This is a genomic window from Lysinibacillus sp. NPDC097287 (assembly GCF_044761695.1).
In the GTDB taxonomy this organism is placed as follows: Bacteria; Bacillota; Bacilli; order Bacillales_A; family Planococcaceae; genus Lysinibacillus.
This window is the reverse complement of record NZ_JBIWCX010000006.1, coordinates 105,754-128,591: the sequence shown is the minus strand read 5'-3', so window position 1 is coordinate 128,591 and position 22,838 is coordinate 105,754. Positions and strand designations below refer to the sequence as shown.

The 22,838-nt window shown below is 37.7% G+C and carries 21 protein-coding genes and 2 riboswitches; of the genes, 8 read left to right on the top strand and 13 right to left on the bottom strand.

What is annotated here, in order from left to right; genetic code table 11:
• Positions 1–95 precede the first annotated feature (95 nt).
• Positions 96–1,403, bottom strand: a complete 1,308-nt coding sequence (locus ACIQ2D_RS10765) for a DRTGG domain-containing protein (protein WP_402863639.1) — start codon at positions 1,401–1,403, stop codon at positions 96–98.
• A gap of 152 nt (positions 1,404–1,555) precedes the next feature.
• Positions 1,556–2,239, bottom strand: coding sequence for a metal-dependent hydrolase (locus ACIQ2D_RS10760; protein WP_402863636.1), 684 nt, complete (start codon positions 2,237–2,239; stop codon positions 1,556–1,558).
• A 123-nt stretch (positions 2,240–2,362) separates the two neighbouring features.
• Here ACIQ2D_RS10760 and ACIQ2D_RS10755 point away from each other — a divergent pair, with 123 nt between their 5' ends.
• On the top strand, positions 2,363–3,451 hold the full coding sequence (locus ACIQ2D_RS10755; RefSeq protein ID WP_402863633.1) for a M24 family metallopeptidase: 1,089 nt from the start codon (positions 2,363–2,365) through the stop codon (positions 3,449–3,451).
• A 44-nt stretch (positions 3,452–3,495) separates the two neighbouring features.
• On the opposite strand, the gene ald is transcribed toward ACIQ2D_RS10755, so the two are convergent.
• The gene (gene ald / locus ACIQ2D_RS10750; RefSeq protein ID WP_402863630.1) at positions 3,496–4,617 is read right to left on the bottom strand and encodes an alanine dehydrogenase; all 1,122 of its coding nucleotides are present in this window, start codon (positions 4,615–4,617) and stop codon (positions 3,496–3,498) included.
• Between the two features lie 278 nt (positions 4,618–4,895).
• Here ald and ACIQ2D_RS10745 point away from each other — a divergent pair, with 278 nt between their 5' ends.
• Positions 4,896–5,345: a universal stress protein gene (locus ACIQ2D_RS10745; RefSeq protein ID WP_402863627.1), complete on the top strand. Its 450-nt coding sequence runs from the start codon at positions 4,896–4,898 to the stop codon at positions 5,343–5,345.
• 48 nt (positions 5,346–5,393) lie between these two features.
• Here ACIQ2D_RS10745 and ACIQ2D_RS10740 read toward each other — a convergent pair whose 3' ends face one another.
• The 5 genes from ACIQ2D_RS10740 to mbcS all read right to left on the bottom strand — a co-directional run bounded on the left by ACIQ2D_RS10740 (position 5,394) and on the right by mbcS (position 11,080).
• Positions 5,394–6,323 carry a class I SAM-dependent methyltransferase gene (locus tag ACIQ2D_RS10740; protein WP_402863624.1) on the bottom strand — a complete coding sequence of 310 codons (930 nt, stop codon included), beginning with the start codon at positions 6,321–6,323 and terminating at the stop codon, positions 5,394–5,396.
• A 91-nt stretch (positions 6,324–6,414) separates the two neighbouring features.
• Complete coding sequence (tpx, locus tag ACIQ2D_RS10735) at positions 6,415–6,918, bottom strand: thiol peroxidase (RefSeq protein ID WP_402863621.1); 504 nt, start codon at positions 6,916–6,918, stop codon at positions 6,415–6,417.
• Between the two features lie 769 nt (positions 6,919–7,687).
• Positions 7,688–8,287, bottom strand: coding sequence for an RDD family protein (locus ACIQ2D_RS10730; RefSeq protein WP_402863618.1), 600 nt, complete (start codon positions 8,285–8,287; stop codon positions 7,688–7,690).
• A gap of 12 nt (positions 8,288–8,299) precedes the next feature.
• Entirely contained in the window at positions 8,300–9,313 is a 1,014-nt protein-coding gene (gene sppA, locus ACIQ2D_RS10725; RefSeq protein WP_402863615.1) for a signal peptide peptidase SppA, read from the bottom strand.
• A gap of 183 nt (positions 9,314–9,496) precedes the next feature.
• Entirely contained in the window at positions 9,497–11,080 is a 1,584-nt protein-coding gene (mbcS, locus tag ACIQ2D_RS10720) for an acyl-CoA synthetase MbcS (RefSeq protein WP_402863927.1), read from the bottom strand.
• Positions 11,081–11,267: 187 nt separating this feature from the next.
• A riboswitch (TPP riboswitch) is annotated at positions 11,268–11,367 on the top strand.
• Between the two features lie 73 nt (positions 11,368–11,440).
• A riboswitch (TPP riboswitch) is annotated at positions 11,441–11,539 on the top strand.
• A gap of 87 nt (positions 11,540–11,626) precedes the next feature.
• Here mbcS and tenA point away from each other — a divergent pair.
• Genes tenA through thiE form a run of 4 tightly spaced genes read left to right on the top strand, consistent with a single transcriptional unit; the run spans position 11,627 to position 14,502 of the window.
• Entirely contained in the window at positions 11,627–12,301 is a 675-nt protein-coding gene (gene tenA, locus ACIQ2D_RS10715) for a thiaminase II (protein ID WP_402863612.1), read from the top strand.
• On the top strand, positions 12,298–13,053 hold the full coding sequence (gene thiM / locus ACIQ2D_RS10710) for a hydroxyethylthiazole kinase (RefSeq protein ID WP_402863609.1): 756 nt from the start codon (positions 12,298–12,300) through the stop codon (positions 13,051–13,053). Before tenA ends, thiM begins: the two co-directional genes overlap by 4 nt.
• On the top strand, positions 13,053–13,877 hold the full coding sequence (thiD, locus tag ACIQ2D_RS10705; protein ID WP_402863606.1) for a bifunctional hydroxymethylpyrimidine kinase/phosphomethylpyrimidine kinase: 825 nt from the start codon (positions 13,053–13,055) through the stop codon (positions 13,875–13,877). The genes thiM and thiD overlap by 1 nt, the downstream gene beginning before the upstream one ends.
• Positions 13,867–14,502, top strand: a complete 636-nt coding sequence (gene thiE / locus ACIQ2D_RS10700; RefSeq protein ID WP_402863603.1) for a thiamine phosphate synthase — start codon at positions 13,867–13,869, stop codon at positions 14,500–14,502. The genes thiD and thiE overlap by 11 nt, the downstream gene beginning before the upstream one ends.
• 90 nt (positions 14,503–14,592) lie before the next feature.
• Here thiE and ACIQ2D_RS10695 read toward each other — a convergent pair whose 3' ends face one another.
• The 4 genes from ACIQ2D_RS10695 to ezrA all read right to left on the bottom strand — a co-directional run bounded on the left by ACIQ2D_RS10695 (position 14,593) and on the right by ezrA (position 19,153).
• Entirely contained in the window at positions 14,593–14,802 is a 210-nt protein-coding gene (locus ACIQ2D_RS10695; protein WP_402863600.1) for an alpha/beta-type small acid-soluble spore protein, read from the bottom strand.
• 149 nt (positions 14,803–14,951) lie between these two features.
• On the bottom strand, positions 14,952–16,160 hold the full coding sequence (gene thiI, locus ACIQ2D_RS10690; protein ID WP_402863597.1) for a tRNA uracil 4-sulfurtransferase ThiI: 1,209 nt from the start codon (positions 16,158–16,160) through the stop codon (positions 14,952–14,954).
• The gene (locus ACIQ2D_RS10685; RefSeq protein ID WP_402863594.1) at positions 16,157–17,305 is read right to left on the bottom strand and encodes a cysteine desulfurase family protein; all 1,149 of its coding nucleotides are present in this window, start codon (positions 17,303–17,305) and stop codon (positions 16,157–16,159) included. The genes thiI and ACIQ2D_RS10685 overlap by 4 nt, the downstream gene beginning before the upstream one ends.
• A gap of 147 nt (positions 17,306–17,452) precedes the next feature.
• A complete protein-coding gene (ezrA, locus tag ACIQ2D_RS10680; protein ID WP_402863591.1) occupies positions 17,453–19,153 on the bottom strand; it encodes a septation ring formation regulator EzrA in 1,701 nt (566 codons plus the stop codon).
• A gap of 278 nt (positions 19,154–19,431) precedes the next feature.
• On the opposite strand from ezrA, the gene hisJ reads away from it, so the two are divergent.
• Together hisJ and ACIQ2D_RS10670 are read left to right on the top strand one after the other, a co-directional pair.
• Positions 19,432–20,226: a histidinol-phosphatase HisJ gene (gene hisJ, locus ACIQ2D_RS10675; RefSeq protein ID WP_402863588.1), complete on the top strand. Its 795-nt coding sequence runs from the start codon at positions 19,432–19,434 to the stop codon at positions 20,224–20,226.
• Positions 20,227–20,250: 24 nt separating this feature from the next.
• Positions 20,251–20,733 (top strand): GAF domain-containing protein, encoded by a 483-nt coding sequence (locus ACIQ2D_RS10670; RefSeq protein ID WP_402863586.1) that lies wholly within the window; start codon positions 20,251–20,253, stop codon positions 20,731–20,733.
• Between the two features lie 65 nt (positions 20,734–20,798).
• Here ACIQ2D_RS10670 and ACIQ2D_RS10665 read toward each other — a convergent pair whose 3' ends face one another.
• Positions 20,799–22,682 carry a sensor domain-containing diguanylate cyclase gene (locus tag ACIQ2D_RS10665; RefSeq protein ID WP_402863583.1) on the bottom strand — a complete coding sequence of 628 codons (1,884 nt, stop codon included), beginning with the start codon at positions 22,680–22,682 and terminating at the stop codon, positions 20,799–20,801.
• Between the last annotated feature and the right edge of the window lie 156 nt (positions 22,683–22,838).

The following is a 22,838-nucleotide window of genomic DNA, read 5'->3' as shown; positions in this document are numbered from 1 at the left end:
ACCACATTTATCTCACAACCTATAGAGGTGAGATGAATGAAGATAAAGGGGTGACCTAGCTACTAGGTCACCCCTTCGTCGATGGAAGCTACAGTTTAACGCTCCAATAGTTGGAACGTCATCATCGCTTTTCCAACAAGCGTTTGATGACTATACACCTCAAAGTCCATTTTCACGAACTTACGGCTCATATCTAATATACGAGGTTTAACTGTAAGAATGCTTTCCATTTGTACAGGCTTAATAAAGTAAATGTTCATATTTTCAGCAATCGCGTCACCGCGCTTACGACGTTTCAAAGCAAATGAACCTACTTCTGCTAATAATGTAGTAAAGGCTCCATAAGAAATCGCACCATACTGGTTTGTCATTTGTGGTGTCACTTTAAACTCTACGATTAAATTTTCATCGCCAAGTACCTTCATTTCATTCTTCACTAGGTCATCGATTGTCTCACCATGCTGTGGCTGACGTTGCGCATGTTGCAATGCCTTTAAGACATCTTGACGACTAATAACACCTTGTAAAATATTATCATCATCCACTACTGGCAATAAATCAATGCCCTCCCAGATCATACGATGTCCAGCTGAAGCCACACTCATTTTCATTGAACCAGCGATTGGATTCTTCGTCATTACTTTTTCGATAAGTTCATCATCTTCTTTACCGATAACATCTCTTACTGTTATCATACCCACTAATTTGTTATTCACCGTTACAACTGGGAACGCCCCATGTGTTGTACGTTCGTTTAACTTCTGGAAATGATGTATCGTTTCGTCACTTCGAAGCACCGAGGTTTCCGCCATCGGAATAAAAATATCCTCGATAAACAAAATATCTTTCTTGATCAGTTGATCATAAATCGCACGGTTAATCATCGTCGCTACAGTAAATGTATCATAGCTCGTTGAAATAATCGGCATATCGAGTGAATCTGCGAGTTGCTTATTATCCTCTGTGGTATCGAAACCACCTGTAATAAGAACTGCGGCCCCAGCACGTAATGCATTTTCATGTGCTTTCATACGGTTACCAACGATTAACAAGCTACCTGCATCTGTATAGCGCATCATATCTTCAAGCTGCATTGCACCAATCACAAACTTTGTTAACGTTTTGTGTAGACCAGTTTTTCCGCCAAGCACTTGTCCATCTATGATATTGACAATTTCAGCAAATGTTAATCTTTCGATATTTTCTTTCTTTTTCTTTTCAATACGAATCGTTCCTACACGTTCAATCGAGCTGACTAAACGGCGATTTTCCGCTTCCTTAATGGCACGGTAAGCTGTTCCTTCACTTACTTGCATTTCTTTCGCGATTTGGCGCACTGAAATTTTATCACCCACAGGCAAGGATTCGATGTATTGTAAAATTTTTTCATGTTTAGTAGACAAAATATCACCTATTTCTCAAGCAATCTATTCTGCTCCTAGTGTACCATATTTTTCACAAAAGTATTGAGTATAAGTGATGAAATATCACAACCCCGCCCATCATTTCAACTATTAACACGTTGTTAAACTATATAGTACAGCCTGTAAATCTGTTAGTAACAGTTTACTTTTTGGCCAATCTTTAAAATTTGCACATCTGCATCTCCCACTAAATTTGCAAAAATTTGTGGATCCTGCTCGATTGGTGGGAATGTATTGTAATGAATTGGCACAACAATTTTAGGCTTAAGGAAACTTACTGCACAAGCTGCATCCTCAGGTCCCATTGTGAAATTATCTCCAATCGGAACAAATGCTACATCAATTGGATGCCGCTCACCGATTAATTTCATATCGCTAAATAATGCTGTATCACCAGCATGATATATGGTTTTGCCTTCAATAAAAAGTAAAATCCCAGCAGGCATACCCATATAAATGATTTCATTACTATTTGTCGTATACGAAGAACCATGGAAAGCTTGAGTAAACTTGACCTTACCAAAATCAAACTCCCTAGCGCCGCCAATATGCATTGGGTGCGCTCTCACTCCCTGCCATGAAATCCAGTTTGCCAGTTCATGTGGTGCGATAACAAGGGCATCCTTTTTCTTTGCCAGCTCAACTGTATCTCCAACATGATCATTATGCCCATGGGTCAACAAAATAACATCGGGTGCTTCCTCTTCTACTTTTAAATCCGTTAAAGTATTTCCATTAATAAAAGGATCGATTAAAATTGTTGTACCATTTGTTTGAACTTTTACAACCGAATGTCCGTGATAACTAATTTCCATCAATAATTCCTCCTAACATAATGTTTTCTACCCTTGCTTAATTCGCTACAAATGCGTTATTTCCCTTTTTTTGATATGCTATACAAGATTAGAAAATTTGCTGTTGCACGGGGAGGAAATACGATGTCAAAGTATGAAGAAATTAAAAATTATTTACTTGAAAATGATATTGATGCCGCTTTTATAACAACACCTGACAATGTTTTTTACGTCTCAGGTTTTAAAAGCAATCCACATGAAAGATTACTAGGCGTCATGATTTTTAAAGAAGCGGAGCCTTTTTTAATTTGTCCTCAAATGGAAATACCTGATGCAAAAGCAGCTGGCTGGACATATGAAGTAATTGGTCACCAAGATACTCAAGATTCTATGGTCGTGTTAGCTGATGCCATTAAAGCACGTGGTGAGAATCCAACGACTTTTGCCATTGAGAAGGCACACTTAATCGTAGAACGTTTAGAAGCACTACAACAATTATTCCCACAAGCAAGCTATGTACGTCTCGATGAAAAAATTAATGCTATGCGAGTGATAAAAGACGAAACAGAATTAACTAAATTACGCAAGGCCGCAGAACTAGCAGATTACGCAATTGAAGTTGGCTGTAAAGAAATTGCTGAAGGTAAAACAGAAATAGAAATCCTAACAGCGATTGAAAATGCAATTCAAGAAAAGGGTTGCAAGATGTCATTTGAAACAATGGTATTAAGTGGACCAAAAACAGCTTCACCGCATGGAACACCGGGGACTCGCAAAATTCAAAAAGGCGATATGGTGTTATTCGACCTTGGCGTGATTTATGACGGTTACTGTTCAGATATTACACGAACTGTTGCATACGGAGAACCTTCTGAAGCACAAAAAGACATTTACAACGCTGTACTTACTGCCAATATGAATGCAATTGCAGCTGTAAAACCAGGTGTTCGTGCGATGGATTTAGACAAAATTGCACGTGATGCGATTACAGATGCAGGGTACGGTGAATATTTCACTCACCGCCTTGGTCATGGTCTTGGTATTTCTGTTCATGAATTCCCATCGGTAACAGGTTCAAACGACATGACAATGGAAGCAGGCATGGTCTTCACAATCGAACCAGGTGTCTATAAAGCAGATGTGACTGGTGTGCGTATTGAAGATGATGTTGTCGTTACAAATGATGGTGTTGAAGTGTTAACGAAATTCCCAAAAACATTGACAGTACTATAAATGCAAAAAGGAAGCGTCCATACGAAATGGCGCTTCCTTTCTTATTAACTTAATGTCATTAAGTCATCTACATGTACATATGGTAATCCTTGAGACTCGGCAACAGCTTTATAGACCACTTGTCCGTCTAACGTATTGACACCTTTTTTCAATGCTAGATTATCAATACATGCCTGTTTAAATCCTTTATTCGCAATTTGTAATGCATACGGAATCGTATTATTTGTTAATGCGATTGTGGATGTACGAGGTACTGCACCTGGCATATTTGCCACTGCATAGTGTACAACCCCATGCTTTTCATACGTCGGATTATCATGCGTCGTCACACGATCGGACGTTGCAAAAATCCCACCCTGATCAATCGCAATATCAATCACTACTGAACCTGGTTGCATCGACTGAATCATTTCTTCTGTCACAAGCTTTGGAGCCTTGGCACCTGGAATTAACACAGCACCAATGACTAAATCAGAATTTTTCACAGACTCTGCAATATTATAAGGATTTGACATTAAAGTCTGTACTTCACGTCCAAATACATCTTCTAATTGACGAAGACGTTCAGGGCTTAAATCAATGACTGTCACGTCTGCTCCCATACCAACAGCCGTTTTAATTGCATTTGTCCCTGCAATACCGCCACCAATGACTGTTACTTTACCACGAGGTACACCTGACACCCCTCCTAGTAAAATACCTTTTCCTCCGTGAATTTTCTCTAAAAACTGTGCACCAATTTGCGTCGCCATCTTACCTGCAACTTCACTCATAGGCGTTAATAGCGGTAATGAACCATTCGCTAATTGCACTGTTTCATAAGCTATACCTACAACCTTTTTATCTAATAACGCTTGAGTTAACTCCCGCTCTGGGGCTAGGTGCAAATATGTAAACAATATTTGTCCCTCATAAAAATAATCATATTCAGATGAAATAGGTTCCTTCACTTTTAAAATTAGCTCTTGCGCCCATGCTTCTTTCGCTGTCGCTACAATATGTGCACCAGCTGCTACATAATCAGCATCAGTAAAACTTGAACCGATACCCGCACCTGACTCAATAAATACTTCATGTCCTGAATTTGTTAGTGACACGACTCCTGCTGGCGTCATTGCCACTCGATTTTCATTATTTTTAAGCTCTTTCGGAATCCCAATTTTCATAGATTTCTACCCCTTCCACTTCATATGAAATATGAATAATCTCTTAATCATCCCTTACCCTTCCATATTACCAAATAAGCATTGAAAATGCTTTAATTAAAGCACTTCTAATTCATAGTTTACACTGATTACCTTCTACAAAATCTAGTGATTATTAACGAGATTCTCAGCATTTTACAGTGAATGCCTTCACTTTTTCACAAATTTTCTCTATGAAAGTATTTCCTTTAAGCAATCATTTGGTATAATCAGAATATAAAGACAGGGAGGTAATACAAATGGCTAATCATTATAAAAGTATTGTAGTTGCAGTTGACGGTTCTAAGGAGGCTGAATACGCTTTCCGTAAATCAATCGATGTAGCAAAACGTAATGAAGGTTCAGTTCTTAACTTAGTAAATGTTATTGATACTCGTTCTTTCGCTGCAATCGAAGCATATGACCGTTCAATCGCTGAGCGTGCACAAGCATTCTCTGAAGAATTATTAAACGGCTACAAAAAAGAAGCAGAAGAAGAAGGCATAACAAATGTTAACCTTGTAATCGAATATGGCTCTCCAAAAAATATCATAACAAAAGAACTTTCTACTATTGTAGACGCAGACTTAATCATCTGTGGCGCTACTGGTCTTAACGCTGTAGAACGTTTCCTTATCGGATCAGTTTCTGAAGCAATCGTACGTTCTGCAAAATGCGACGTACTTGTTATCCGTACGCCGGAACAATAATTTCTCCGTACATAAAAAGGTATCCAAGTTTCTTGGATACCTTTTTTATTATTTCGCTTCTTTCCACATTTGTACTTTTTCAAAGAACATAGAAAGTGCTTGTTTATTTTGCATATTCGGCACTTTTGCTAAAAGCACTTCTTTCGGTGCCTTATAACCCTCGCCTTGTTTTTGTAAAATCACAATGCTCTTTTCATGTGCTTTATTGGCAAACATAGTATCAGGTAATTGAATAATCGCTTGTATCCATGCATGCTTTTTAATGTATTTATGCAGCTGTTTTGATTGCTCTGATTCAAACAAATGCGTTGGAGCTAAGAAAAACAAATAGCCTCCATCTTTCGTATAATTCACCGATTGCTCGATAAATAGGTGATGTGCATAGCTCATGCCTTCTGCCGCGCATAGCTCATAATCAAGTGCTACTTCGTCATTTGGATAATAGCCAACTGGTAAATCACATACGATTGCATCTGCTGGGTTAGCCAGTAAATCTTGCAATGCATCCTGGCGATATAACGATACAGGTTGCTCTGTTAAATCAGCTGTCGCTGCCGCTAAACGAATTAGTAATTCATCTACTTCTACACCAGTTGCCTCTACCTTGCCATCAAGTAAATTCATCACTGTTAATAATAAATTCCCTGTTCCAACAGCTGGGTCCATTATAGAAATCTTCTCTTTTTCTAGGCGCTCCTCGAAAAATTGTTCCACAAAATAGCCAACAAGTAAGCCAAGTGTATCAGGCGTCATTTGATGATTTGGCTGTGAACCTTTACGCATTCCTTTTAAAATAGCGATTTGCACTGCTTTACGAATATCTTCCTTTGTTGCCCCTTCAACCGTGAAATCTACTTCACCGTCCAACCAGGTTTCAAGTGCATCTAAGATACCCTCTAAAAATGTAGCATCTTGCTCTTTTTCTATTTTCTCCGCATGAGTATTCATCATGCCAAATAGTTTTTCAATCTTTTCCATACAAAACTTCCTTTCACACAGAAAGGAGCCGTGACAAACACCTTTGTCACAGCCCCGTCGTCTGGTACTATCTTAGCCTAAAAGAATCTATTTATGCTAGTGCTTTTACAGCTGCAATTGCTGCTTCGTAGTTTGGATGATCAGTTGCTTCTGGAACATACTCAACGTAAGTTACTTTACCAGCTGCATCCACTACGAATACGGCACGTGTAAGTAGACGTAATTCTTGAATGTATACGCCGTAAGCTTCACCAAATGAAAGGTCACGGTGATCCGATACTGTTTGTACTGCATCGATTCCTGCAGCACCACACCAACGTTTTTGTGCGAATGGAAGGTCAACAGATACTGTATAAATCACAACATTGTCTCCTAATTCAGCTGCTGCTTCATTAAATCTACGAGTTTGCGCGTCGCATACGCCTGTATCTAATGACGGTACAACACTAAATAAACGAATTTTACCCTCTGAATCTTTTAAAGTAACAGGTGCTAGTCCATTATCTAACACTGTAAAATTTGGTGCTTGGTCTCCAACCTTTACCTCGTTACCGATTAGTGTTACTGGGCCATTTTTGAAAGTGACTTGTGCCATGTTAACGCCTCCTATTTCTTCATATGTACATAATACTACTAAATGTAGGGAATTAATTGCAACTCAGACAGCTTGGCTATACAAATGAAAACCTCAAGAACTTGTTAGAGGTCATATTGTTGAAAAACAATTACGCTAATAAACTCTTTGTGAGCGTTTATGAGAGTTTGTTCAAGGGCCCCGTTGATTTCCGTTCCAGGCGGACGCGTTCCTGGGGGCGAGCCTTGAGCCGCTTCGTCGCGTTGCTCCTGCAGGGTCTCAAGTTGCTCACTGATCCCCTAGGAGTCGCCGCCTTCCACTCCAATCAACTAGAATATTCTTATCGAGATAGTAAAAGATGGTGGACCAATTTAATTTTGAATGAAGATAAAAGGACTACTGTGCAGGTAGGCATCTTGCATTGATCTGATGGTATTACTTATATCATTTGTATTCATCATCCAAAGTTAAGGGTAGCGTTTAATGAAAGTACATACTAATTTTAGATTGCTGGTTGATTGGAGTGGAGGCTGGGCGACTCCTGGGGGATTAGCGTCCTAGATGAGACCCTGGAGCGAGCGTAGCGAGTGAAGCGGCTCATCGGACGCCCCCCGGAAAGCGCCTAGCCGGAACGGAAATCGACCCCACGTTACTGTAGTTAAAGGAACTTTCTAGTACAGATTTTGGTGTAGAGGCCATTTCTAAGAGCACGTTATTCACGCAATTTTTAAGGACTAGATACTTTATTAACAGAAGAACCTCTAACAACTTGTTAGAGGTCCTTCAATCATTATTCTTTTGTTGATTCTTCAATCACTTCAGGCACTTTTACTGTTTCCTGTGCAGCTGGTGCTGGCTTTTCGAGATCTTTTTCTACATAAATTTTCTCATGTACTACCGTTGTATCAGCAAAGTAATCATGTAAGCCTTGATTGTCTGGCAAAATTGCCACAAAGACATACAACAACATAATAAAATTACTAATAAAACGACCAATCCATTCACGATATATTACATCAGACCACGATAATGTTTCTTTCTTTAACGATACAACACGTAGACCGAATGCCATTTTTCCTAATGTTTGCCCTAAAAATTTTGTCATCAATACAAAATATAAGTAATAAATAACAGCTGAAATAATGGAGATTGGTGCATACCAAGTCGAATCTGATAACGACCAATCCATTAAGTAAAATATTGGGTTAATACAAATGCCAATAACGGCTGATATAACGAGAGAATCAATTAAAAACGCCCAAAAGCGCACCCAAAAGCCAGCCGTTTTTAATGTATAGTGTCGTTCTTTTGTTGGTAGTATTTGCGTATAACTTGTTAATTCGGCGTCATCAGGAAATGGCCCTTGCACAACGAAATCATTATTAGTCATGATATGCCCCCCTTAATAATCACCGTATAAGTACATCATTTTTGGCGCACTATAGTCCGCCATAATCTTTATCAGCATTTTTTCTTCAGCTGATGGCCCAATGAATGAACCAATTTTCATGCCAAGATAAGACTGCCAGCCACCCACATCATATGTGTATTCGAATAGTTCTGCATCTTCTAAGCCATAATCCGCACGTAATGCAGCAATTGTCGCTTCTTTATCGCCAATTTCATCTATTAGACCTGCCTCAAGTGCTTTTGTGCCACCTAGAACTCGACCATCCGCTACTTTTTTCACGTCTGCTTCCGACATGTTACGACCCTTTTCAATAATATCAACAAATTCTTCATATGACTCATTAATCATTTCTTGCATCATTGCCCGCTCTTCTGCTGTAACATCACGCATCGGACTTAGCATATCTTTATGCTCACCTGATTTAAATGTTTCAAATTTGACACCTACTTTTTCAGCAAGCGCTTGATAGTTAATAGATTGCATGATGACACCAATTGAACCTGTAATCGTATCGCGATTTGCGAAGATTTTGTCTGCTGGTGCCGCAATGTAATAACCACCTGATGCTGCCATAGAACCCATTGATACGTAAATTGGAATTTGTCGTTCTTCTTTGATTTGTAGGAGCTTTTTATAAATCTCTGCAGATTCTGTGACGCCACCACCCGGTGTATTTACGCTTAATACAACACCCTGCACCGTTTCATCATTTAAAATATTATCTAATTGCCCTAAGAAAAACTGATGATCATAGCCAACCTGTTGCCATACCGAACCAGAACCAACATCTTGAATCGTACCATCCAATGTTAAATGAGCAATTCGTTCTTCAAAATTATTTCCTTCTAATACAGTTTCATAAACATCTAAATTATTGCCCGCCATCACGCTGTCAAAGTTACCGAAAAAATCAGCTTTTAAAAACGCAAATACCGTATTTATTCCTAGTGAAACTACTAGTAATACACCCGCAACAACTAAGGCTACCCACCTTTTTGCATTCATTCTTTTCCGCCTCCTTAAAATGTTATACGTCTAAATGTATAAAACGTTTCATTTATCTGCAATATTATGCAAGAATTTTCCGTAATTCATTGTGCCGTAAATAACAATTTTAACACATAAAAAAATCAAAGTTCATATAATGTGCTTGAACTTTGATTTTCGACATTATTCCCCAGGAAATAATTATTGATTATATTGTATTTGCTCTTGTTGACGTAGCTCTACACGACGAATTTTGCCGGAAGCTGTCTTGGGCAATTCCTCCACAAATTCAATAGCACGCGGATATTTATATGGTGCTGTTAAAGACTTTACATGATCTTGTAATTGCTGAATAAGCGACGAATCTCCGGTAATCCCTTCGCGCAAAACAACAAATGCCTTCACAATATTACCTCGAACCTCATCTGGACTTGCTACAACTGCAGCTTCCTTCACAGTAGAATGTTTCATTAATGCATCCTCCACTTCAAACGGACCAATAGTGTAACCTGAAGAAATAATCACATCATCGCCTCGCCCTTCAAACCAAAAATAGCCGTCTTTATCTTTATATGCACGGTCACCGGTAACATACCAATCTCCTCGGAATTGTAGACTTGTACGCTCTGGATCCTTAAAATACTCCTTAAATAGCGCAGGCGTTTCTTTGTGTACCGCAATATCACCAACAACACCTTCCGAAACTGGATTACCAAAATCATCGATAATCGCTACCGTATTACCCGGTGTTGGTTTGCCCATCGAGCCGACACGCGCTTCCATACCAACCATCGTTCCAACGAGTAATGTATTTTCGGTTTGACCGTAGCCATCACGCACTTGCAAGTCAAATGTAGTTGAAAAAACTTTCACCACTTCACTATTTAACGGCTCTCCTGCAGATACTGCTTGGCGAACTTCTGTTAAATTGTAGTCACGTAAATTTTCAAGCGCCGTCATAAAGCGATATTCTGTAGGCGTACAACAAAGAACATTAACCTTGAACTTTTCGAGTAATGTTAAATACGTAGCTGCATCAAACTTACCTTTATAAACAAATGCTGTAGCACCACTTCCTAACGTTGCAAGGAACGGACTCCAAATCCATTTTTGCCAACCTGGTGCTGCAGTTGCCCAAACGATGTCATTTTCTTGTACACCTAGCCAATTCGGTGCCGTCGTACGTAAATGCGCATAGCCCCAACTATGAGTATGAATAGCGGCTTTTGGATTTCCAGTTGTCCCACTCGTATACGCAAGAAATGCTACATCTGTACTTTTGGTCGATGTTGTACTGATAAAAGTTGTAGGTTGCTGTTCCATCTTTTCAAATAATGGTTGCCACGGTGAATGTGCATGGCCGATTACAAATTGTTGTAAACCGTCTAAATGTTCAACATCGTCAAATTGTGCAATATACGGTTCATAAGCAATGACCGCCTTGGCATCAGCGTGTAAAATACGATAATCAATATCTTTCGCTCTAAGCATTTCAGAGCTTGGAATAATAGCCAAACCAACCTTTAATGCAGCGATATATGCAACATATGCCTCAATAGATCTAGGCACCATAATGAGAATAACATCCCCTTTTGTTAATCCCTGTGCTGTTAACACATTCGCTGCTTGATTCGCTTTTTCTAGTAAACTTGCATATGTTATATAGTCAATTTCTTCGTTTTCATTATAAACAATTAATGCATTTTTCTCAGGATTTTGTGCATAATTTTCAAATTCCTCTACAATGTTATACCATTCTGGTGCGATTAGATCTTGTCGTTTCATCATTATTGCCCCCTTTGTTAGGCTCATTATAAAACTCAATTTTTATAGTTTTCAATGAAAAATACTCTAATTATTAAAAGTCATGACAACTATCATACTCTTGCATATGGCATCAGTCATCGCTTTTCATATAAAATGAAATTTCCCTTGTTCATACAGGGAAAGTATGGTACATTGTGGACAAATCAAATGTTTGCAGGGGGACTCATTTTGAGTTGAGAAGGTTAAAACCTGACCCTTTGAACCTGTTAGTTAACACTGACGTAGGGAGCAATGTACAATCACGATGTGCTTTTCTTGTACATACGCTCTCCTCATTCTTATAGGAGAGCTTTTTTTGTTCCAATTTTCAACTAAATATTTTGATTGCGGGGGGACTCATCTTGAGTTGAGAAGGTAAAACCTGACCCTTTGAACCTGTTAGTTAATACTGACGTAGGGAGCAGTACATCATTTTCTTGATGAAGAAGCTCTTTTTACGTGTATTTCACGAACAAAAAGAGCTTTTTTGCATGCTTACGTTCACCAATTAGAGGAGGACTTATAATGACATTTTGTGATGAATTAAGAAAAGAAACAGATATCTATTGGGAAGGAAGTTTTCAGCACCCCTTTGTAAAAGGGATTGCTGACGGGACTTTACCTATTGATAAATTTAAATACTATATGATTCAAGATGCATATTATTTAAAGCACTATGCAAAGGTATTAGCATATGCAGCGGCTAAATGTGAGACACCCGAAGAATTCGCGTACTACACAGAAACGGCGAAGTTCATTAATGAAGCTGAACTCGAATTACATCGTTCTGTTTTTTTAGAATTAAATGTAACCAAAGAGGAGCTCGAGCAAAGTGAACCTGCTCCAGGTGCTATCAATTATATTAATCACATGTACAGTGCTGTGCATAATGGTGATGTGGCTGAGGCATTTGCTGCAATGATGCCTTGTCCATGGCTGTATTTAGAAATAGGGCAGTATTACAAAGATGCAAAACCTGGTGTTAAGCTATATGAAGATTGGATTGCTATGTATAGTAGTGAGGATTTCCTAGTAACAATTCAAACACAAATTTCAATGATGAACGCTTATGCTGCAGCAGCTTCTCCAGAAAAATTAGCGATCTTAAAGAGTCATTTTAAAAATAGCTGTTATTACGAATTACAATTTTGGGAAATGGCTTGGACAAAGGAAAATTGGGTTCCGGAGAGAGTACAATGATTTTACAAGCTATTCGAAAAAAACAGCCTCTTGTTCATAGTATCACGAATTATGTTGTGGCAAATTTCCAAGCAAACGGCTTATTAGCCATTGGTGCTTCTCCAGTCATGGCAGATGAATTACATGAAGTTGAAGAAATGGTATCGATTGCGTCTGCCTTATTAATCAATATTGGTACACTAAATGAACGGACAAAAGAATCGATGCTACTTGCTGGAAAAAAAGCAAATGCACTAGGTATCCCCGTTATATTGGATCCAGTTGGTGCTGGCGCTACGACTTTCCGCCGAGAAACAGTACAACAACTATTAGCAGAAATTAAATTTGTCCTTATTCGTTGCAATATTGGAGAACTTGCTGCCATTGCGAATGTAAGCTGGCAACAAAAAGGTGTTGATAGCGGCAGTGGTTCAATGGCACTATCGGATGAAGCAAAAAAAGTTGCGCAACAATACAAATGTATTGTCATTGTTACTGGTGAACAGGATTTCATAACTGACGGTTTACAAACACAATGGATTGCAGGTGGGCATCACCAAATGACAAAAATTACAGGTACAGGTTGCTTACTAAGTGCCATTTGTGGTGCTGCGTATGTCGCGGGAGATGAACCTTTTGCACAGCTAGCTGATACGTTAATGACCTATAAAAAAATTGCTGAAAATGCCAATTCGATCACACAATATATTGGTGATTTTCAAATAACTGTACTTAATGAACTACATCGTCTTTCAAAGGAAGGTGAAAAATAATGCGTATTGTTACAACAATCGCTGGCTCAGATAGTGGCGGCGGTGCCGGCATTCAAGCTGATTTAAAAACGTTCCAAGAATTAGAAGTATTCGGCACATCTGTCATTACTGCCGTGACGGCACAAAATACACTAGGTGTAACTGGCGTTTTACCGATAGAAGTAAGTTTTGTTGAAAAGCAATTTCTTGCACTATTAGAGGATTTCCCAATTGGTGCTATTAAAACGGGCATGCTATTTTCATCGGACATTATTCAGAAAATCGCCAGTTTGATTACTGATTTGGAAGTCCCTCTTATTGTTGATCCCGTAATGATTGCAAAAGGCGGCGAAAACTTATTACAGCAAGAAGCCGTCCAAGCATTACGCACTCATTTACTACCAATAGCGACTGTACTTACGCCAAATATTCCAGAAGCAGAAGTGCTAACGGGCAGTAAAATTGAAAATGTTACTGATATACAGCAAGCTGCACAAGCACTTTTACAATTAGGCGTGCAATGTGTTGTTATTAAAGGTGGGCATTTAAGTGATGAAAAATACGCTACCGATTATGTATTTTTTAATGATGGACGAACATTTACAATGCAATCAAAGCGTATAAACACTAAAAATACACATGGTACAGGCTGTACATTTTCAGCAGCATTAACAGCTTTTATTGCACAAGAGTTGCCATTAGAACAAGCCATTGTAGAAGCAAAGAAATTTATTCAAATGGCAATTACACATGATCTGTATATTGGCAATGGTCACGGACCAACAAATCATTTTGCTTATAAAAAAAATATTGAAGCTTGTGAGGTGACCGTGCTTGAAGCGTGAGAATTTACAGCTTTACTTCATCATGGGTTCTGATAATGCTAAACAACGCGAACCATTAGCCATACTTGAAGAAGCCTTACAAGCTGGGATTACGATGTTTCAATTCCGTGAAAAAGGGCTCAATGCCTTCACTGGCTATACTTATGAAAAATTTGCGCGTGATTGTCAAAAATTATGTCAGCAATATCACGTGCCGTTTATCATCAATGATGATGTAGATCTTGCTATAAAATTAAACGCAAATGGCATTCATATAGGGCAAGATGATTTACACATTTCAATTGTTCGAGAAAAAATTGGCAACATGCTTCTCGGCATTTCTGTACATTCGGATGCTGAACTACAAGTAGCCTTACAATACGGCGCAGATTACGTTGGGATAGGACCAATTTTTGCAACTCGTTCTAAACATGATGCAAATGCGCCAAGTGGTACAGCTTTTTTACAGAAAGTGCGTTCACAGCATCCTGAATTACCCATTGTCGCCATTGGTGGCATAGATAACTCCAATGCACACACAGTAATCGAAGCTGGCTCTGATGGAGTAGCTGTTATTTCTGCGATTAGTGAAAGCAATGACATTCAACATACGGTTGTAAATTTTAAAAAAACTTTTCATTCATAAAATTGAGCCATTTAAGCAAACTAAAAACCAGTGCCTAAAAGGTCACTGGTCTTTAGCCAAATAATTACTCATAATTTGAGTTTTTATTTGTTATTGTTTTGGCATCCCTTTTAATTGAGATTCAGCCATTTGTACAAGACGTTTAGTGATTTCACCGCCGACGGAACCGTTAGCACGGGCTGACGCGTCAGCACCTAATTGAACACCAAATTCTTGTGCAATTTCGTATTTCATTTGATCAAGTGCTTGTTGTACACCAGGTACTGCAAGTTTGTTTGAACTGTTGTTGTTCGATGTCATGTTGCTCACCTCCTTTGTGAATATAGAATGTGCTTTATTAGATTTTTAATACGAAATAAATCAGAGGTAATATATGACTGCAAAGGAAAGTTTGATTTCATAAGAAAAGAACCGTCTCAATATTGCTTTTGAGACGGTTCTTTTCTTACTTATAGAAGATCTGCGAATTTATCGACTGGCTGTTCTTTTTTCGGGAAGATGTACACTTCACGGTTTTTGACAGCGCGTTCGATTAATTCATCGAAATCAGAGAAGCTTTCGTAGTGCTCGACTTTTTCAAGCTTCGGTTTTGTTTTAGGACTTGCTGGAGTAAATATTGTACAGCAATCTTCAAAAGGCTGTATTGATGTTTCATATGTGCCGATTTTTTCAGCAATATCAATAATTTCTAATTTATCACTTGCAATTAACGGGCGTAAAATCGGTGTATTCGTTACTGCATTAATAGCAGTTAAGCTTTCAAGTGTTTGACTTGCCACTTGCCCAAGACTTTCACCAGTAACAATTGCAAGTGCATCTATTTCTTCGCGAACTTGATCTGCAATTTTTAACATCATACGACGAGTCGTTGTCATAGAAACGTTTGACGGTACTTTATCTTTAATGAGTACTTGAATTTCTGTAAAAGGAATGACGTGTAGACGAATATTTGCACCGAACTTTGTTAATTCATTTGCTAATACCTTTACTTTTTCAAGTGAATTTTGACTTGTATATGGTGGGCTGAAGAAATGAATGGCTTCTAAGCGTACACCACGTTTCATCATTAAATAGCCAGCAACAGGGCTATCAATACCGCCTGATAACATTAGTAATGATTTACCATTCGAGCCGACTGGCATACCGCCAGCGCCAGGAATTACTTGTGCCATCATATATGTTGCATCATGACGCACTTCTACACGAAGTTCAACATCTGGTTTTTTTACTTTTACCGATAAATTTTGATACTGTGGTAACACGTGACCACCAATTTCACGTTGAATCCCATGAGAATCCAATGGGAAATTTTTATCTGTACGTTTAACTTCCACTTTAAATGTTAATTGTTCATCTTTAAATGTATCCATTATCGTAATTGCTAGAGCCTTCATTTCGTCCATATCTTTTTCACAAGCTGCTACTGGACTGAATGATTGAATCCCAAAAATTTTCGGTAACCCTTCAAGTAATACATCCATTTGTGCCTCATCTTGAATCGCGATAAACATACGATCGCGCTCTGTGCGGATGTGTAATTGACCTAAATCAGCAAAAGCATGGCGGATATTTTCACGTAGGCGACGGATAAAGTCCATTTTGTTGCGCCCTTTAGTCGATAACTCACCGTATCGAATTAAAATTTCTTTCCAAATCATTGTAAAAGCTCTCCTTTTAGTTCCATTAGTACTTCGTTTATTACAAGTTTAAACTTTACGATTTCTTCATTTGTAACATGTGCACCGAAGCTTACACGAATGACGCCATTTTTATAATGCTCATCCATATGTAAAGCTTCAACAACATGACTTGTTTTCGTTTGTTTCGATGAACAAGCACTTGATGTAGATACAATAACACCACGCTTTTGGAGGGCATTAATGATTATTTCACCTTTTAAATCACGCACGCTAAACGATAAAATATGTGCTGCACCTTCATTTGTTGATATAATATGCACCTCGTCACCATAACTTCTTAACGTTGCACAAATTTCATCATTCCACTCACGGAATTTTGCTGCATGTACAGCCATCGTTTCTACTGCCATACGTGCTGCTTTTGCTAGTGCTACTGCTTGTGGTACAGCAACTGTTCCACTACGTAAACCGAATTCCTGTCCTCCGCCAAGTGCATACGGTTCCCACTGCATCTTTTTGCGGAATGCTAGTACACCCGAACCTTTAAAGCCATGAATTTTATGACCAGAAATAGTGATGCAGTCTGGACCATCTTCATCGTTAAAGGCAATCGGTAATTTGCCGAAGCTTTGTACTGCATCGACATGGAAAGCTGCGCGACTCATCCCATGCACAATTTTTGCAGCTTCAAAAATTGGCTGAATTGCACCCATTTCGTTATTAACATGCATTATACTCACTAACACTGTATCTTTACGTACTTTTGCACGCAACTCTTCTAATGAAATAACGCCATTTTTCCCAACGTGTAAATACTCCACTTCAAAGCCTTCTTTTTCAAGTTGCTTCACTGATTCTAACACAGATGGGTGTTCAATGACTGTTGTTAATATATGTTTACCTTTATTTGTATTACCTCGTGCCAAACCAAGAATGGCTGTATTATTAGATTCTGTGCCACCTGATGTAAAAAGTATATTTTTTGCATCCGTATGCAAAATATCTGCAACTTGCTCTCGCGCACGCATCAATAGTTCATTTGATTCTACACCCATTGCATGTATTGAAGCAGGGTTGGCATAATATTGTTCATTGACCGCCAAAAATGTTTGCATCACTTCTTTATGCGGCTTTGTCGTTGCACTATTATCAAGATAAATCATTGTTCAACCTACTCACTTTTTATCGTAAATTTTTTATCTTCTCGTTTTTCATAAGAAAACCACCAACACGAATACAGTGTGGTGGTTGCTCTTTTTCTATACCATTATAACGTTTTTATGCATTTACGTATACTGTCTTGTTCCAGCTTAGCGCGAAAACAATTCTTCTGCAACAAGGGCTTGAATACGTTTTAATGCACCCGGCTCCATTTCTTCTACAGCCGTCCCTGCATCTTCTAACGCTTTAGCATAGCGGAATTGATGGAAAGCTTCTTCTGCTTCTTTTAAGCGCTCATTGAGTTTAGGATTCGTCGCTCTATGGCGATTACCGTATTGAATAATACGTTCAATCAGCATAACATTTTCAATCATTTCACGTGCTTTAGCATGTACTTCTTCAATACATAATTCAGTAGCAGCTAAATTACTATGTACAACGCCCATATTTAATGGTACTTCTTGCAGGCTTTGAATAACCACATAAATATGTTCTGCCGCCTCATCTAAACGCGCGTCCATTTCTTTTGGAATACCAGGCATATTCGCCTTGTTCAGTATTCGATCTGTTTCTTGTAACATTTTTTTCAGCTCTTCTACTTTTGCACGTGCTTTATTTTCATCGATACGCAAGTTCTTCATCGTATTCGATAAACGCTCTTGTTCCTCATGAATACGCTCTAGCTCTTCACTAATTTCCGTTAACTCTTCCTGCAAACTAGAATAAGCAGATTTTTCGTCTGCTACACGCATCGAAAGTAATTCATAACGTCGTTGCAATGCCTCTAAGCGCTTTAACGCCACTTTAGGTATTTCGACGTCCTTTTCATTTAAATGATAGCTTTGTTGTACGAATGACGCTTCATCACTGACAACTCTTGTCGAGCTAATAACATTAGTAATCGTACTAAGTAGTCGTTCACAATTTTGATCGACGTAATTTTTCGCAATTACTTCTTTTTCAAGTAAGTCATAGAAATTATCAATTTCTTCATTTATTTCAACGACTCGTGGCTTAACAACTGCTAAATTAAGTTGTGCAAGCTCTCCTTTTAATGTTACAAACTCTTTTTCTAATTCGTCGAGTGCCTCTGTCAGTTCTAGATGACGTAAATAGTAAGATTGTTCTTCCATTTCACGTTGACCACTACGTAATTCTTGGATAGCACCCGGTAATTTTACTTGTAGTTCTGTCAAAAGTGTTGGTACATCGTTGATATAATTAAATGTTTCTTGTGACTCATTGTTTAAGTTAATGACAATTTCACGTGCCTGTAAGTAATTTCCGTCTTTCGTTAATGTATCAAATTCTTCAAATTTCTGAACGAATACTTCTAATCTCTGCTCAAGTGCTGGCAACGCCACCCCAAATGAATGTTGGTGTGCAAGTAAAGTTTTACGAGCAGAGCGGTAATACTCTTTTAATTGTTCGATTTCAATACGGTTTTTTTCTTCACTACCAATTAGTTCATTTAGTTCATCTAATATCTTATTTTTTTCTTGCTCACATTTTACAATATAATCTTCAATTTCACGCTCGATTAACGTTGCTTTTTTAAAGCGCAGATGATTAATTTGATCCTCTGCATCAAAAAGTAAGGAATCGATTTTTGTCATATGGACATCAATGACTTCATCCCAGCTGTTACGCCAACGCTCAAACATTTCCTCTGTTTCACCGTTCATATTTAAAGATTTCACTTTTGAAATCTCTTCATTGATTGGATTATTTTGTATTTGTAATTTTTCATTTTCAAGTTGCTCAATGACTGCAGTATGTTTTCTTCTCATAGTAAATCCCACTATCACTAAAATTAATAGTAAGATAATCGGAATGATGATATACTCCATCGTAAGCCTCCTATTCCACAATAAACGAATTGGCTATTTATACTCATTATATACTATGTTTTCTCATTTGTACTAGATTTTAAGTGTTTTCACGAAAGAGTTATGGAAGAAAAGTACATTTTTACTCATCTACCCTTAATAAATTGCTTGCACTTTCGAGGTGAAGACACACTTTTGAGCCTTCACCAGACCCTTAAGTGGATAAGGCAAAAGCCTCGACACAAATAGGAAAGAATATACTTTCCTTTATATCGAAAAGATAAAGGAGAGTACACTTTATGAAAAGAGATGGGCATATACATACCCCCTACTGTCCGCATGGCTCAACCGATACATTGACACAATATATCGAAAAATCTATTGCTGATAATTTTACTGATATTACTTTTACTGAGCATGCTCCGTTACCTCAAGGCTTCATAGACCCAACACCTGATCAGGATAGCGGCATGAACCCTGATTATTTAATGCCCTATTTTAAAGAATTAAAACAACTACAAAAGAAATATGAGCAGGCTATCCGAATCCGTATTGGACTTGAGGTAGATTACATTACAGGCTTTGAAAAGGAAACAACACTATTTTTAGATAAATATGGCCAATTTTTAGATGATGCAATTCTTTCTGTCCACTTTTTACAATGGCAGGACACCTATGTATGTATTGATTATTCAGCAGAAACCTTTATAGAATTCGCAGAAAAGCTTGGTTCTGTTGAAGATGTGTATAATTTATATTATAACACTGTACAACAATCTATCCATGCTAACCTGGGACAGTTCAAACCAAAGCGTATTGGTCATCCTTCCCTTGTTCATAAGTTTCAACTAGCGCATAATGTAAAAATTGACGATACGGCACGTATTCAACAAGTTTTAGATGATATGAAAGAATTAGGGTATGAACTGGATTTAAATAGTGCAGGTTTAAGTAAAACTTTTTGTAAAGAACCTTACCCGCCATTTCCGTTAATTGACTATGCCAAGTCGATTCTCCTTCCTTGTGTATTTGGCTCTGATGCACATGCAGTAGTAGATTTACATCAACATTATAACGTTATACTTACAAAATAAACAGTTTTATCTGAGGTGTTTACTATGTTCACACAAATTAATTATAATGGTTCTGTTTCTGCTCAATATGATACATTAACAAAACAATTAGATGCTTTATTGTTAGGAGAAAATGATCGTATTGCGAATTTAAGCAATGCATCCGCTCTACTCAATCAATTTTTAACGAATATTAACTGGGTTGGTTTTTATATTATGCAGGATGGGGAGCTTGTATTAGGTCCATTCCAAGGTTTACCTGCTTGCGTTAGAATTCCAGTAGGACGTGGCGTTTGTGGAACTGCTGTTGCACGAAAGGAAACGCTTGTGATTGAAGACGTACATGCATTTCCTGGGCATATAGCATGTGATGCTGCTTCACAATCTGAAATTGTCATTCCACTTATCATTGACAATACCGTCATCGGTGTTCTTGATATTGATAGCCCGCTAAAAAACCGTTTTACTCCCGAAGACAAAATTGGTTTAGAACAATTTGTACAAAAGCTTTTATCTCATATTGCATAAAAAAACTGCCCCCTAATTGTTAGACATTCTAACAGTTACAGGGCAGTTTTAAATTTCCAGCTACTCTATGCATTTGTTTGTAATGTATGGTCATGCATACAAAAGCGATTTTTCCCACTATTCTTTGCTTCATATAAGGCATTATCAGCATGAAGAAATACAGATTGAAATGCAGGTCTATACTTCTGATTCCACGTGATTAGTCCAGCAGATATTGTTACCTGTGGGTTTGTCTTCATCGGAATAAGCTCTACTAGATCCTTAGCCAATTGTATAGCTTCCTCGTCATTAATATTCGGTACGTAGACAGACATTTCTTCTCCGCCCCATCGCGCACAAATACCTTTTGAACCTACAGTCTTTTTTAACTGTGAAGCAATTTGAACAAGAACTCTATCTCCTATTTGATGACCATATGTATCATTCACACGTTTAAAATTATCGATGTCGATGAGTAAAAACATACCGGAGTCATCTTTTTCAAGTGATTTTTCTACATATCGATCTAAGTAGTTACGCGCAAATAGTTTTGTTAAATGGTCTCGGTCCACCATTTCTTGCAATTGATCGCGTAAAATTGAGTTGGCTATTGCCAATGAGGAATGATGGATTAAAGATTGCATTAATTTAAAACTATCAAATGAGAAGAAATACGGTTCCTTGTGCAATACAATACTAAAGCCATTTATAGACTCTTCCATCAATAGCGGAATTGCCATAACCGAGCGATATTCTATCTTATCTGAAGCTAATCGGCTAAAATCCGCGATAAACAATGGATCAAATGTATTTTCAAAATGCTGCTCTACATGTCTAATATAAACGGATCCTTCATCTGTCTTGAAAAATGAAGTACTTGCTTCAGTTACTTCAAATTTATCATTATTTTTAAAAACAAAGCATACTTCCATCGGCTGGAAAGATTTCATCAATTGTTTTTGTAAAAATAATAGCATCTCTCTAATATCGATTCTCATGTTTAGACGATGTGACGTTTCATTGATTAGTTGTAAATCCCTTACTAGACGATGTGATTGATGATAGAGCTTTGCATTTTCAAGTGCATTTCCTGACGCTTGCGCGAGCATACGCACAAAATCTTTTTCACTTGATGAAAAAATATACGTCATCGGTGCATTTACTTGTAAAATCCCATAAATTGCCTGTCTACCTTTTATAGGAACATTTAGTAATCTACAACCTAAATCATTAGCTAGTTCCACTGTAAGCTCACCAGATACAAAGGCCTCTATTGTGGCGGGCCTTTCAGATAAATAATCGAAAAGCTTAATATCAATTGTGGTATGTCGGTCTTGATCATTTGACAAAATAAGCTCTACATTAAACTCCGGGAAGTTATCTTTAATATTTTTTAAGACATTTTCTAAAATTAAATCTATATCCATTGTTGAATGGAATAGATCAGTCATATTGTAAAGTTTCTTATATTGGTCTTCATTCAATTTCACTTTCAAATTTTCGCTAATCATTTGAATGATTTTTGTAAGTATTTCTACAAAATCTTCACCTGCATCAGAATTTATAAAATCAGTCCATAAATCTGTCGCTTCCACTAATAAAATTCCAAATGGGTCTTTATTCTCTATTTGAAATAGTGCCATATCAGTCATATCTTTAAAAGACTCAATTTCCTTTAGCATATAGGGAAGTTTCACTACCTTTTGCTGATAGAAGCTGGCTTCTATCATAGGCCATGGGATTGATTTTTGTCTTGCTTCTATTGTAATAGCCGTTGCATCCTCTAAAGGAACTAAAAGATTCTCCTCATAACTAAGGAAGATAGCATTTGAAACATTTAAGTGCTCCTTTAGACACTGCTTAAGTAAAAAAAAGTATTCACTAAAACTAGCCAGTTCCCCATTCGAACTCACCCAAAGGCTCAATACATCAGATTTTATATATTTTAGCGTTTGTAAATGGTCTGTCATGAAATCACCTTTTCTTTATAACGTCACAAATCAATTACTATTAACTTATATTTTATTATACATATTTTGAGTCATTTTGACTATGTAATTCTTCTTTATTTTTACAATTTACAATCATTACCTCAACTTTAACTATTGTAAATATGGAAATTTATA